Origin of the sequence: Nonomuraea sp. NPDC049480 (genome assembly GCF_044465905.1) — a bacterium.
GTDB lineage: Bacteria > Actinomycetota > Actinomycetes > Streptosporangiales > Streptosporangiaceae > Nonomuraea.
In genome coordinates, this window is record NZ_JBITMD010000012.1 from 225446 (window position 1) to 238320 (window position 12875).

13 protein-coding genes are annotated in these 12875 nt (G+C 70.7%); 9 read left to right on the forward strand and 4 right to left on the reverse strand.

Features of this window, described 5'->3' with window-relative positions; genetic code table 11:
• Positions 1-12 precede the first annotated feature (12 nt).
• The 3 genes from ACIBX3_RS32275 to ACIBX3_RS32285 form a co-directional block, all read right to left on the reverse strand.
• The gene (locus tag ACIBX3_RS32275) at positions 13-1104 is read right to left on the reverse strand and encodes a cupin domain-containing protein (RefSeq protein ID WP_397123565.1); all 1092 of its coding nucleotides are present in this window, start codon (positions 1102-1104) and stop codon (positions 13-15) included.
• Positions 1105-1213: 109 nt separating this feature from the next.
• On the reverse strand, positions 1214-2443 hold the full coding sequence (locus tag ACIBX3_RS32280; RefSeq protein ID WP_397123567.1) for a DUF349 domain-containing protein: 1230 nt from the start codon (positions 2441-2443) through the stop codon (positions 1214-1216).
• Positions 2444-2505: 62 nt separating this feature from the next.
• On the reverse strand, positions 2506-3390 hold the full coding sequence (locus ACIBX3_RS32285; RefSeq protein ID WP_397123569.1) for a peptidylprolyl isomerase: 885 nt from the start codon (positions 3388-3390) through the stop codon (positions 2506-2508).
• 138 nt (positions 3391-3528) lie between these two features.
• Here ACIBX3_RS32285 and ACIBX3_RS32290 point away from each other — a divergent pair, with 138 nt between their 5' ends.
• The 3 genes from ACIBX3_RS32290 (at position 3529) to aspS (ending at position 7284) form a co-directional block, all read left to right on the forward strand.
• Positions 3529-4209, forward strand: coding sequence for an MBL fold metallo-hydrolase (locus ACIBX3_RS32290; protein ID WP_397123571.1), 681 nt, complete (start codon positions 3529-3531; stop codon positions 4207-4209).
• Entirely contained in the window at positions 4209-5465 is a 1257-nt protein-coding gene (gene hisS, locus ACIBX3_RS32295) for a histidine--tRNA ligase (protein WP_397123574.1), read from the forward strand. The genes ACIBX3_RS32290 and hisS overlap by 1 nt, the downstream gene beginning before the upstream one ends.
• Positions 5466-5535: 70 nt before the next feature.
• The gene (gene aspS, locus ACIBX3_RS32300) at positions 5536-7284 is read left to right on the forward strand and encodes an aspartate--tRNA ligase (protein WP_397123576.1); all 1749 of its coding nucleotides are present in this window, start codon (positions 5536-5538) and stop codon (positions 7282-7284) included.
• A gap of 52 nt (positions 7285-7336) precedes the next feature.
• Here the strand turns inward: aspS and ACIBX3_RS32305 are convergent, their stop codons facing one another.
• The gene (locus ACIBX3_RS32305) at positions 7337-8245 is read right to left on the reverse strand and encodes a peptidylprolyl isomerase (protein WP_397123578.1); all 909 of its coding nucleotides are present in this window, start codon (positions 8243-8245) and stop codon (positions 7337-7339) included.
• Between the two features lie 169 nt (positions 8246-8414).
• On the opposite strand from ACIBX3_RS32305, the gene ACIBX3_RS32310 reads away from it, so the two are divergent.
• The 6 genes from ACIBX3_RS32310 (at position 8415) to ACIBX3_RS32335 (ending at position 12862) form a co-directional block, all read left to right on the forward strand.
• The gene (locus ACIBX3_RS32310; protein ID WP_397123580.1) at positions 8415-8897 is read left to right on the forward strand and encodes a DUF2231 domain-containing protein; all 483 of its coding nucleotides are present in this window, start codon (positions 8415-8417) and stop codon (positions 8895-8897) included.
• A 207-nt stretch (positions 8898-9104) separates the two neighbouring features.
• Entirely contained in the window at positions 9105-10406 is a 1302-nt protein-coding gene (locus tag ACIBX3_RS32315) for a replication-associated recombination protein A (RefSeq protein WP_397123582.1), read from the forward strand.
• A 99-nt stretch (positions 10407-10505) separates the two neighbouring features.
• Positions 10506-11255, forward strand: coding sequence for a cyclase family protein (locus ACIBX3_RS32320; RefSeq protein ID WP_397123584.1), 750 nt, complete (start codon positions 10506-10508; stop codon positions 11253-11255).
• A 40-nt stretch (positions 11256-11295) separates the two neighbouring features.
• Positions 11296-12159, forward strand: coding sequence for an oxygenase MpaB family protein (locus tag ACIBX3_RS32325; RefSeq protein WP_397123586.1), 864 nt, complete (start codon positions 11296-11298; stop codon positions 12157-12159).
• Between the two features lie 86 nt (positions 12160-12245).
• The gene (locus tag ACIBX3_RS32330) at positions 12246-12635 is read left to right on the forward strand and encodes a DUF948 domain-containing protein (protein ID WP_397123588.1); all 390 of its coding nucleotides are present in this window, start codon (positions 12246-12248) and stop codon (positions 12633-12635) included.
• Entirely contained in the window at positions 12632-12862 is a 231-nt protein-coding gene (locus ACIBX3_RS32335; protein WP_397123590.1) for a hypothetical protein, read from the forward strand. The genes ACIBX3_RS32330 and ACIBX3_RS32335 overlap by 4 nt, the downstream gene beginning before the upstream one ends.
• Positions 12863-12875: the final 13 nt, after the last annotated feature.

Sequence of the window (12875 nt, forward strand, 5' to 3'; positions counted from 1 at the left end):
GCGGGGCGGAGGTCAGTGGGGGCGGAGGTCCGGGAGGTTGACCACGATGGCCTCCTGGGTGCTGCGGGCGATCACGACGACGGCCTCCTGTGACGGGTCGGGGTTCTCCTCCCGGTGCGGCACGTACGGGGGCACGAAGACGTAGTCCCCGGGCTTGGTGTCCAGCCGGACCTCCCGCGCCCCGTCGAGGAACACGAACGACGGGGTGCCGCTGACCACGTAGATCGCCGTCTCGGAGGCCCCGTGGTGGTGGTCGGAGGAGCGGGTGGCGGGCGCGACATGGGTCTGGCCCATCCAGAGCCGCGAGGACCCGGCGGTGGCGCCGCTGACGGCGGCCAGCCGCCGCATGCCGGAGCTCTGCGCCGTCTCCCCCGAGAGCTCCCCTGAGGCCACGTGACGCAGCGGCCGGTGAAACGGGTCACCCTCGGCCCGGTATCCTTCCCAGAGCCGCCCTCCCGCCCTCTCCAGCACCCCTGAGGCCACCGCCGCCAGGCGTACCGGGTCGTCATGCACGGCCAGCAGCTCAGCGGCCAGTTCCGGGTCGTGTGCCCGCAGCTCGCGCAGCAGCCACTTGCCGCTGCCCTGCCACCGGCGCCCGAACCCGAGCGCCAGCCGGGCCGTCTCCTCCACCACCTGCCACCGGATGAATGTCTGCTCGCCGGGATCCGTCGCCCCCGACAGGTCGTCCAGGAGGTCGGACAGGCAGTAGCGGGCCCGCTCGGCCTGCGTGTCCGTCAGCCCGCCGGGACCGGCCGCCAGGCGTACGCCCAGCGTCGCCTGCAGGTCGCTGGCCCGGCCGCTGGTCCGGTCGGTCAGCACCGCGCCCTCGGCGCACATGCGCGCCAGGCTCGGCTGCCGCCGGTCGAAGTCCTTGTCGAGGTAGGCGTGCAGGCTGGTCTCGCTGTGCACGAACAGTTCGACCGGCCAGCCGCGCCACCGCAGCGACTCGCGGTAAGGCCTGGGCAGGCCGTCGAGCACCACCACGACGTCGAGATCGGAGGTGCTGGTGCGGTGCTCGGTGAGCACGCTGCCGCCGACGAAGGCGTACAGGGCTCCCGGGAACATCTCCTCGACCAGGGCACGCGCGACGCTGACGGGATCCATGCCGTCAGCGTAGATCGCGGGGCCCCTCCGCGTCCGCCCGATTCCCTGTGATCGGGCGGGAAAGCACGTCAGGGACCGGGCGAGGCGGCCGGACGGCCGCTCGCCCGGCTCAGCTGAACTCGGCCAGCGTGCGCTCGGCCTCCTCGAGCCAGGAGCGGCGGGCGACCAGTGCCTCCTCGGCCTCCTTGACGTCCTTGGCGCGCCCGGCGGCCTGCGCCTTGGCCAGCCGCTTCTCCAGCTGCTCGATCGAGGTGCGCAGCTGGTCGACCGTGCTCTGCGCGCGGGCCCTGGCCTCGGGGTTGGAGCGCTTCCACTCGGCGTCCTCGGCCTTGCGCACGGCCTCGTCCACCTTGCGCAGCCCGCCTTCGAGCCGGTCGCGCTGCTCACGCGGCACGGGCCCGGCGGCCTCCCACCGCTCCAGGATGTGGCGCAGCGCGCCCCTGGCCGTGCGGATGTCGGTGACCGGGAGGATCTTCTCCGCCTCGGCCAGCAGCTCCTCCTTGACCTGCGCGTTGGCCGCCAGCGAGGCGTCGCGCTCGGCGAAGACCGCCGACCGGGCCTGGAAGAACTGGTCCTGGGCGGCCTTGAAGCGGGCCCACAGCTCGTCCTCGGCCTCGCGCGAGGCCCGGCCCGCGCTCTTCCACTGCTGCATCAGCTCGCGGTAGACGGCCGCGGTCTGACCCCAGTCGGTCGAGTCGGCCAGCGCCTCGGCCTCGGCGACGATGCGCTCCTTGGCCGCGCGAATGCCCTCACGCTGCTCGTCCAGCCCCGCGAAGTACTGCTTGCGCCGCTTGGCGAACGCCGTGCGGGCGGCCGACAGCCGCTTCCACAGCGCGGCCTCGGTGACCCGGTCGATCCGGTCCGCGGCCTTCCACTCCTCGACCAGCTGGCGCAGCCGCTCGCCGCCCGACTTCCAGTGGGTGGTCTCGTCGGCGATGCGCTCGGCCTCGGCGACGATGCGCTCCTTGACCGCCCTGGCCTCGGCGCGCGCGTGCTCGCGGGCCGTCTTGACCTCCTCACGGCGCTGGGCGACCAGCTCCGTCAGGCCGTCGAGCCGGGTCGTCAGCGCGGCCAGGTCGCCGATGGCGTGGGCGTCGGCGACGGCCTCGCGCAGCTTGGCGATGCTGGCCTCGGCCTGCGCCGGAGCCAGATCAGTGCCCCTGACCCGCTGTTCGAGCAGCTGAACCTGGCCCGCCAGCTCGTCGTACTTGCGATGGAAGTAGGCCAGTGCCTCTTCGGGTTCACCGGCCTGCCAGGAGCCGACGGCCCGCTCTCCCTCAGCCGTACGCACGTAGACGGTGCCGTCGTCGTCTACCCGGCCCCACGGGTCGGTGCTCACCGTGTCCTCCCGCACTTTCCATCAGACCCTTCGGGACTACTTCGTCCCTAGTTTGTATTACGTCAGCTCTTGCCGGCGATTGTCACGTCTTTGATTTCGACGGTTTGCTTGGGTGCCCCAGTCCCGCCTCCCGAGTCGGCGATGATGCCTGCTTTGTTCACCTTGTCCAAGATGTCGAGCCCCTTGGTGATCGTACCCACCGGCGTGTAAAGCGGGTCGAGCTGGATGTCTCCGTAAACAAGGAAGAACTGGCTTCCCGTGCTGCCGGGCGCCTGGGTTTTGGCCATCGCCATCACGCCGCGCTTGTACTGGGCGCCCTGGAGGTTCTCCTCGGCCAGTACGTACCCGGGGCCGCCGGCGCCGTCCTGGCTCTTGCCGTCGGCCTTCGCGGTCGGGTCGCCGCACTGCAGCATCGGGAACGCGTCGCTGCCGAGCCGGTGGCACTTGGTGCCGTCGTAGTAGTTCTTCTTCGCCAGGAACTCCAGTGAGTTCGTGGTGCAGGGCGCCTTGGCGTTGTTGAGATCGACCACGATGTCGCCAAGATTTGTCGCGATCGTCATCTTCTTCGTGGCGGGCGTCGTCTTGACCTTCTTCGGCGGCGTGCCGACGTCCTTCACCTGACCGCCCGCCGTGTCGGCGGCGTAGTCACAGGTGCCGGTCGCCGCGTCGTACGGCTTGGGCCCCGTGCTCGCCGCCGTGGCGCTGGGCGCGGCCGTCGCGGTGTCCGCGGCGGACGCCGTAGGTGAGGCGGCCGCCTCCGTCGCCGGGTCGTTGCCGCCGAGCACCGCCACCGCGGCGACGATGCCACCGACCACGATGACCACGCCCACGGTGGAGCCGATGATCGCGTTGCGCTTGGCCTTCTGCTCACGCTCGAGACGGCGCTGCATCTGCCGCTCGTAGTGCTCGCGAGCCAGCGCCTTCTGCCGGTCCTTCCCCGTGGCCACCGCTTTGCCTCCCATAGTGAATCAACTGAGGTGGGCGAATCGTATCGGCCAACGGGTAATGATTCGCAGCCCGGCGACCCGCACCGGTACCCTTCGGTTACATTCCCATTGGCTTTTCGACGAGATCACCTGAGGCAGATGCTCATCGCCGGCTTCCCCGCAGGGGCCTTCCAGACCAATTGTTACGTCGTCGCGCCTGCCGCCGGTGCGGAGTGCGTCATCGTCGATCCAGGTCAGGACGCGGCCGACGGCGTCGACGAGCTGCTGCGCGAGCACCGGCTCAAGCCGGTCGCGGTCCTGCTCACGCACGGCCACCTCGATCACGTCTGGTCGGTCGCCCCGGTCTGCGGCGCGCGCGACGTCCCCGCGTGGATCCACCCGGAGGACCGCCACCTGCTGAGCGACCCGGCCGCGGGCTGGTCCGACACGAGCTCCTCGCTGTTCGGCGGCCTCACGCTGAGCGAGCCCGACGACGTGCGCGAGCTGACCGACGGCGCCGTCCTCCAGCTCGCCGGCCTCGAGCTCGTGGTCGACCACACGCCCGGCCATACCAGGGGGTCGGTGAGCTTCCGGCTGCCCGATGACGAGATCATGTTCTCGGGCGACCTGCTGTTCGCCGGCTCCATCGGACGCTCTGACCTTCCGGGGGGCGACTATCCGACGATCCTGCGCAGCCTGGCTACCAAGTGTCTGCCGCTGCCTGACGATACGGTCGTTCTGCCGGGCCACGGACCACAGACCACGATCGGCCGCGAGCGCGCGACCAACCCATATCTGAAAGAAGCAGCGCCGCACGCCGGTCCCACACGAGGGATCTAATGAGCTTCCAAGCACCCAAAGGCGTCAAGGAATACGTTCCGCCGCAGGCCTCGACGTTCTACGCCATCCGCGGAGCGTTCGCCGAGACGGCCAGGCGCGCTGGATACTCCTACCTGGAGACCGCGGTCTTCGAGGACACCCAGCTGTTCGCTCGCGGCGTAGGGGAGTCCACTGACGTCGTCAGCAAGGAGATGTACACCTTCACCGACCGCGGCGGCCGGTCGCTGACGCTGCGCCCGGAGTTCACGGCCGGCGTGCTGCGCGCGGTCCTGGAATACGGCCTGCACCGCGGCCAGCTCCCGGTGAAGGTGTGGACCGACGGGCCGGTGTTCCGCGCCGAGGCGCCGCAGGAGGGCCGCTACCGGCAGTTCTACCAGCTCGACCTGGAGGCGATCGGCAGCGAGGACCCGGCCGTCGACGCCGAGACCATCGCGCTGGCCTGGCAGTGGTATTCCGCGCTCGGTCTCACTCAGGTGCGGCTGCTGCTCAACTCGCTGGGCTGCAAGGAGTGCCGCCCGGTCTACCGGGCGCGGCTGCAGGAGTTCCTCCGCGCGCTCGACCTCGACGAGGCCACCAGGGCGCGGATCGAGATCAATCCGTTGCGCGTGCTCGACGACAAGCGTCCCGAGGTCCGCGCGCAGCTCGAGGGCGCGCCGCTCATCGGTGATCACCTCTGCCCCGACTGCAATGCCTACCACGACCGGGTCAAGCAGCTCCTGGCCGACCTCGGCATCAAGTGGGAGGACGCGCCGCGGCTGGTGCGCGGGCTCGACTACTACACCCGCACCACGTTCGAGTTCGACCACCCGCTGCTGGGCGCGCAGTCCGGCATCGGTGGCGGCGGACGCTACGACGGGCTCTCCGAGGCCATCGGCGGGCCGCCGCTGCCCGGCATCGGCTTCGGCCTCGGCCTCGACCGCACCGTCATCGCCCTGGAGCGGGAAGGCGTCGCTCCCGCCGCGCCCTCCCGCTGCGAGGTGTACGGTGTGGCGCTGGGCGACGAGGCGGCGCGGGCCATGTTCAAGCTTCTGAACGAGCTGCGCGCGGCCGGCGTCGCCGCCGACATGGCCTTCGGCGGCAAGGGGCTCAAGGGCGCGATGAAGGGGGCCGACCGTTCCGGTGCCCGTTTCGCGCTGATCCTGGGCGAGCGCGACCTCGCGGCCGACGCCGTGCAAGTGAAGGACCTGAGCACCGCTGACCAGACCGAGGTGCCGCTGGCCCAGGTCGTCGGCTTCTTGAAGGGGAAAGTGCAGTGATCCGCCAGTCAGCACGTGCCGGGTCGCTGCCGCCCCTCGTCTACCTCTATCCGCACGAAGGGAAAGTGCAGTGATCCGCACGCATACGGCCGGGTCGCTCCGCGAGGAGCACGCCGGGCAGAAGGTGACGCTCGCGGGATGGGTGGCCCGCCGCCGGGACCATGGCGGCGTGGTCTTCATCGACCTGCGTGACGCCACCGGCTCGGCGCAGGTGGTCTTCCGCGAGGAGGACCACGCCCACGACCTGCGCGCCGAATACTGCGTGAAGATCGTCGGCGAGGTCCGCGTCCGCCCGGAGGGCAACGAGAACCCCGACCTGCCCACCGGCAAGATCGAGGTCGTGGCCGACACGGTGGAGGTGCTGAGCGAGTCGGCGCCGCTGCCGTTCCCGATCGAGGGCAACGTGGGCGTGTCGGAGGAGGCGCGGCTGAAGTACCGCTACCTCGACATCCGCCGCCAGCAGGTGGCCACCGCGATGCGCGTCCGGTCCAAGGCGACCTACCTGGCCAACGAGACCATGAACGAGCTCGGCTTCGTCTACGTCGAGACGCCGACCCTGACCCGTTCGACCCCCGAGGGCGCGCGCGACTTCCTCGTGCCGGTGCGCCTGCAGCCCGGCAACTGGTACGCCCTGCCGCAGTCGCCCCAGCTGTTCAAGCAGCTGCTGCAGGTCGCCGGCCTGGAGCGTTACTACCAGCTGGCCAAGTGCTACCGCGACGAGGACCTGCGGGCCGACCGGCAGCCGGAGTTCACCCAGATCGACGTCGAGATGTCCTTCGCGGACCAGGAGGACGTCATCGAGGTCGGCGAGAAGCTGATCGGCCGGTTGTGGCGGGAGATCGCCGGCTACGAGCTGCCGACGCCGCTGCCGCGCATGACGTACGCCGACGCGATGGCCCGCTACGGCTCCGACAAGCCCGACCTGCGCTTCGGCCAGGAGCTGGTCGAGATGACCGACTACTTCGCGAACACGTCGTTCCGCGTGTTCCAGGCCGAGTACGTCGGCGCGGTCGTCATGCCGGGCGGGGCCTCGCAGACGCGCAAGGAGCTCGACGGCTGGCAGGAGTGGGCCCGCTCGCGCGGCGCCAAGGGCCTGGCCTACGTGCTCGTGCAGGAGGACGGGACGCTCGGCGGCCCGGTCGCCAAGAACCTGTCGGAGGAGGAGGCGGGCGGGCTGGCGGCCAAGGTCGGCGCCGGCCCCGGCGACGCGATCTTCTTCGCGGCCGGCCCCAGGCACGCCGCGCGCGACCTGCTCGGCGCGGCCCGGCTGGAGATCGGCCGCCGCTGTGACCTCATCGACGAGTCGGCGTGGTCGTTCCTGTGGGTCGTCGACGCGCCCATGTTCGAGCCGGTGCACGACGAGGTGGGCCGCGAGATCGGCTGGACGGCCGTGCACCACCCGTTCACCGGGCCGAAGCCGGAGTGGGCCGACAACTTCCAGGACCACCCGGGCGAGGCGCTGGCCTACGCGTACGACATGGTCTGCAACGGCATGGAGATCGGCGGCGGCTCGATCCGTATCCACCGGGCCGAGATGCAGCAGCGCGTCTTCGACGTGCTCGGCATCTCCAAGGAGGAGGCGGAGAGCAAGTTCGGCTTCCTGCTGGAGGCGTTCAAGTACGGCCCGCCGCCGCACGGAGGCATCGCCTACGGCTGGGACCGGATCTGCATGCTGCTGTCCGGCGGCGAGTCGATCCGCGATGTGATCGCCTTCCCGAAGACGGCCTCCGGGTTCGACCCGCTCACCGGCGCGCCCACGGCGATCACGGCCGACCAGCGCAAGGAGGCGGGCGTCGACGCCCAGCCGAAGAACGCCTGAGCATGACGAAGCCGGTAGGGCGCCCGCCCTACCGGCTTTCTCATGAGCCTGCTCAGGAGAACGTCATGCTCTTGATGACCACCGGGTTCTTGGGGGCGGTGGTGCCGCCCTCACCGGTGACGTCGCCCTGGTTGACCAGCAGGTCCTTGCCGTCCTTGGCCAGTCCGAGCAGCACGTCCATGCCCTCGCTGACCATGCCCACGACCGAGTAGCCCGCGCCGATCTGCGTGTTGTCGTCCGACAGCGAGATGACGAACTGGCTGTTGTTCTGCCCGGCCGCCTCGGGCGGCTGGGACATCATCACCACGCCCTTGACCGGGGGGATCTCGGTGTTCTCATCGCCGTAGACGTAGCCCGACGTGCCCTGGCCGTCGCCCACGTTCTTGCCGTCCGCCTTGGCCAGCGGATCGCCGCACTGCAGCAGGTGCACGCCCGCCACGTCGGGGGTGACCAGCCGGTGGCACTTCATGTTGTCGTAGAAGTGCTTCTTGGCCAGGAAGCTGAGCGAGTTGACGCTGCACGGCGCTGCGGTCGTCATGAGGTCGACGACCACCTTGCCGCGGTTGAGGTTGATCGTCCACTTCTTCAGCTTCATGTTGGGCTTCTTGCCCGGCAGTCCCACGAACTTGTTCGGGACGGAGGTGTCACGCTTGTACGTGCACGTCACCGAACCCGGCTTCACCGGGGGCGCGGTGCTCGGGATCGCCGGAACGGACGCGGAGGGGGAGGAAGAGGCGGAGGCGGACGCCGAAGGCGTGCTCGCCGCCGACGCGGCCTCGGATCCGTCCTTGTCGACCAGCGTGGTCGCGGCGAAGACGCCGCCCGCCACCACGACGACGGCCACGCCTGCGCCGATGAAGGTGTTCCGCCTCGCCTTGGAGGACTGCTCGGACGCTGCGCGCTTCTCCTGCCGCTCCTTGTGCTCCCGCGCCAGCTCGTTCTTGCGGTCTTCGCCGCTCACCGCTCGTCTCCTTCATCCTTGCCGACATATGACCAAACAACTCCGCGCATGCTACCGGCCGCTGGTATGTGCCGGACGTAAGTGGTGAAAGCCGTGATGTGCGACTTGTGAGGTCACGAACCTTATGGTGCTCCCACACGTAGTTGAAATGAGCACTAAGGAGCCCCCCATGTTCGACCAGATCCTGGACCTCCCGGCCCACCCGCTGATCATCCATTTCGCCGTCGTCCTGACCCCGCTCCTTGTCGCCGCGGCGGCGGTCTACGCGCTGCTGCCGCGCTGGCGGGCGTACGTGGCCTGGGCCGTCGTCCTGCTCTCCCTGGGCGCCCCCGCGGCCGTCTACGCGGCCAGGGAGAGCGGCGAGAGCCTCAAGGCCGCCCGCTTCGCGAGCGCCGACGGCGAGCTCGGCGCCCGCATCTCCACCCACCAGAGCTTCGCCACCCCGCTCCTGCTCTCGGTGCTCGGCCTGGCCGCGGTCTCGCTCCTGCTCGTGTACGTCACCCGCCCGGCCCGCGACTCCGTCGGCCGCGACCGGTTCGGCCGTGTCACGACGTTGATCCTCTCGGGCGTGACCCTGGTGCTGGCCGGAGTCGCCGGCTACTACGTCTTCCGTGCCGGCGACTCCGGAGCGAGAGCCGTGTGGGGCATGTAATCTCGCTTCGTGGACAGCGTCTCTGACTGGCTGAGAGTGCCGATCGTCGTCACGCCGTGGTGCCGATGCCGGCCTGTTGGCGCGAGTCCCTCCGGACGCCGGCCCACCCGGGCCGAGGCCGAATGGGGGAGGGTGCCCCGCGTCGCCTGGGCACGGGGCGTTTGATTACGAGCGGTAACTTTATGATTACTCTGGATCGCGAGTCAAGTGGATAGCCTGTTCGACTCAGCGGCTGAGGAGGCCACCCCGCAGCCCCTCGCGGTGCGCATGCGCCCGCGCACCCTCGACGAGGTCATCGGCCAGCGGCACCTGCTCGGGTCAGGCACGCCGCTGCGGCGCCTGGTCGAGAGCGAGGCCCCCATGTCGCTGTTCCTGTGGGGGCCGCCGGGCACCGGCAAGACCACGCTGGCCTACGTCGTCTCCAACGTGACCGAACGCCGCTTCGTCGAGATCTCCGCGGTGTCCGCCGGCGTCAAGGACGTGCGGGCGGCCATCGACAACGCGCGGCGCGAGCTCGGCATGACCGGCCGCCAGACCGTGCTGTTCGTGGACGAGGTGCACCGCTTCAACAAGGCCCAGCAGGACGCCCTGCTGCCCGCCGTGGAGAACCGCTGGGTCACGTTCATCGGAGCCACCACGGAAAACCCGTTCTTCTCGGTCATCTCGCCGCTGTTGTCGCGCTCGCTGCTGCTCACGCTGGAGTCGCTGTCCGACGACGACATCCGCACGGTGCTGGAGCGCGCCGTCTCCGACCCGCGCGGCCTGGACGGCCGCGCCACGCTCGCGCCGGAGGCCCTCGACCATCTCGTCCGCCTCGCCGGAGGGGACGCGCGCAGGTCGCTGACGTACCTGGAGGCGGCGGCGCTGCTGGCCGACGACATCACCGTGGAAGTCGTCGAGAAGGCCGTCGACAAGGCCGCCGTGCGCTACGACCGGCAGGGCGACCAGCACTACGACGTGATCAGCGCGTTCATCAAGTCGATGCGCGGATCCGACGCCGACGCCGCGCTCCACTACCTGGCCCGCATGATCGAGGCCGGCGAGGACCCGCGCTTCATCGCCCGCCGCATCGTCATCTTCGCCTCCGAGGACGTCGGCATGGCCGACCCCACCTGCCTGCAGACGGCCGTCGCCGCCGCCCAGGCCGTGCAGCTCATCGGCCTGCCCGAGGGCCAGATCAACCTCGCCCACGCCGTCATCCACTGCGCCCTGGCGCCCAAGTCCAACGCCGTCGTCAAGGCCATCGGCGCCGCGATCGGCGATGTCCGCCGCGGCCTCATCGGCCAGGTCCCCGGTCACCTCCGCGACGCCCACTACCCGGGGGCCGCCAAGCTGGGGCACGGGGAGGGCTACAAATATCCGCACGACTTCGACCACGGGCTCGTACGCCAGGACTACGCGCCTGAGCAGGTCCGGGACCGCCGCTACTACGAGCCGACCCGGCACGGCGCCGAGGCCCCGGTGGCCGACCGCTGGTCCAAGATCCGCGACTTCCTCCGCGGCTCGTGACCCCGGTTCCCGGCGGTCGGGGCCGTTCGGAGCAGGGCCCCACCGGGGGACGGGACCGTCCAGTGGCGGCCGGCCGCGGCGCGGTAGATTGATCGCGCCATGACCGACCACCGCGCCTCCTTCGACGCCTCGATCGCCTTCAGCAACGGCGGTGACCTCACCGTTCACGGGTTCCGCGTCGACGTGCCCGGCCCCGGCGCCACCGAAGCCGAGATCGCCGCGCTGTTCGTGGCCTCGCTCGGCCTGCTGATGACCGACACCGTGGAGCTGGCCAACGTGCGGATCTTCGCCGAGCCGCACAAGGGCACCCGCGGCGGCCCGTCGGACCGGGCCGGCGCACCACCGCACGACTCCGGCGACGCGCTGGTCGAGCTCAACCACCTCCCTCAGGAGGGCGGCACCTACCTGGAAGCGCCGAACGGCGACCTCCCCGCCCTCACGCTGCCGCGGACGGTCGACCTCCCCGCCGTGGTGATCCGGGTGACGGGCGCCGAGCGGCGGTCCGTGGACGTGGGGTCGCTGGCCGCCTTCGACGTCCGCGGCTGCGCCGTCCTCCTCCACACCGGCGTGCGCGAGGGGCACTGCCTCACGGGGGCGGCCGCGGCCTGGCTGGTGGAGCACGAGGCCGCGCTGGTCGGCACCGACGCCGACGGGCTGGACGACGGCGCGCGCGACGAGCGGCCCGCCAGACGGATCCTGCTGGGCGCGGGCGTGCCCGTCGTCGAAAGGCTGACCGGGCTGGAGGACCTGCCGCCGACCGGGGCGCTGTTCACGGCGGCCCCGCCGCGCCTCACGGGCGTCGCACGCGTCCCGGTACGCGCCTATGCCCGCGTGCGCGTACGTAGGTGAAAGCCGTACTAAACAGGCGTTCACGGGGAATCACAACCGTGTGAAGGCGACTGTTACCCCCGGCGGCGGCCTGTTCGGCCCCCAGTCGATCACCTGGAGAATCCACACCGAGTCCCTCGGCTGGCCCGCCGTGCTGCGCGCCTTCCAGCTGCAGGCACTGCATCCCCGCACCCTCCGCGGCATCACCCAGAACTGCCTGCTGGACGACCCCGAGGTGGCCCGCGAGCGGCTGCGGCGCCAGCTCGAGTTCGTCACCGTACGCACCTTCGGCACCCACGAGCAGGCCGAGCAGGCAGCCGAGCGGGTACGCCGGGTGCACGCCCGCCTCATCGGCCTCGACACCGACACCGGCACGCTGTTCCGCGTGGACGACGAGGAGAACCTGCGCTGGGTCCACTGCGTGGAGACCGCCTCGCACCTGGAGATCGCCCAGCGCGCCGGCGTGCCGCTGACCGGCGCCGAGGCGGACGCGTACGTGGCCGAGCAGCGGCGCAGCGCCCGCCTCGTCGGCCTGCGCGACGTTCCCGGCGACGTGGGGGAACTGCGCGACCACCTCGACGGCATGCGCCCCTACCTGTCCGCCACCGACGAGGCCCGCGACGCGCTGCGCCGCAGCGTCAGCCCCCGGCTGTCGTTCCGGCTGGCGTTCCTCGCGCCGCCGCTCGCGCTCGGCTCACTGCCCGCCGCCGGCGCGCTCGCCTTCGCGACGCTGCCCGCGTGGGCCAAAGAGATGTACGGCTGCCGCGGCAACAGCGCCGCGGAATTCGCGGCCGACACGGCGCTCAAGGCCCTGCGCGCGGCGGCCGGCGCCATGCCGGAACGGCTGGTCGCGCCCGAGATCAGGGCGGCCCGCGGCCTCATGCGGGCGGCCACGGAAGTGCGCGGTGCCGACGTGGCGGCCTGATAACGGCTCGCCGACCTCACTAACCTTGTCCTTCGAACGCGATAGGGTCTTGCCGTTCCGGCCCAGCGTACGAGGGAGATGAGCGGATGCTTACCGCTGGAGAGGTCGCCGGGCTGATCGCCGCCACGGGCTGGATAGTCCTGGTCTGCGTTCTCGCCATGGTGCTCGTCAAGCTCGCCCGGCTGCTCACGGAGACCACCAAGGCGGTCTCCGACCTGAACAACCGCCTGACGCCGCTGCTCGAGGACATGAGCGTCACGGTCAACGAGACCAACAGGCAGCTGATCGCCGTCGAGGCCATCGCCAAGGACGTCAAGCAGGTCAGCGGTCACGCGGCCAAGCTCAGCGCGGTCACGCAGACCATCTTCACCGGGCCGCTGATCAAGGTGTCGTCGCTGGGTTACGGCGTGCGGCGGGCCATCGAGGCCCGCCGGCCGGCCAGGCCCAGGCCCAGGCAGCCGAGGCGGACGAGATGATCAGAAGGCTGTTCTACCTGTCGCTCGGCGCGTTCCTCGCCTTCTGGGTGATGCGCAGGTTGCAGGCGCTCCACCCCAACCACGTCATCCACAGGACCGCCGACGGTGCGGCGGGCATGCTCCGGCGGGTGAGAGACTTTACCTCTGACGCGCTCGGCGAGGCCGCCGAGCGGGAAACCGAGTTGCGGGCGCGCTTCGGGCTCGACAACGCTGAAGACAACAACTGACTAACGCAAAGGA

Coding starts and splice junctions, on each gene's coding strand:
- ACIBX3_RS32275 (WP_397123565.1), bottom strand. CDS start 1,104: ATGGATCCCGTCAGCGTCGCGCGTGCCCTGGTCGAGGAGATGTTCCCG.
- ACIBX3_RS32290 (WP_397123571.1), top strand. CDS start 3,529: ATGCTCATCGCCGGCTTCCCCGCAGGGGCCTTCCAGACCAATTGTTAC.
- hisS (WP_397123574.1), top strand. CDS start 4,209: ATGAGCTTCCAAGCACCCAAAGGCGTCAAGGAATACGTTCCGCCGCAG.
- ACIBX3_RS32310 (WP_397123580.1), top strand. CDS start 8,415: ATGTTCGACCAGATCCTGGACCTCCCGGCCCACCCGCTGATCATCCAT.
- ACIBX3_RS32320 (WP_397123584.1), top strand. CDS start 10,506: ATGACCGACCACCGCGCCTCCTTCGACGCCTCGATCGCCTTCAGCAAC.
- ACIBX3_RS32330 (WP_397123588.1), top strand. CDS start 12,246: ATGCTTACCGCTGGAGAGGTCGCCGGGCTGATCGCCGCCACGGGCTGG.
- ACIBX3_RS32335 (WP_397123590.1), top strand. CDS start 12,632: ATGATCAGAAGGCTGTTCTACCTGTCGCTCGGCGCGTTCCTCGCCTTC.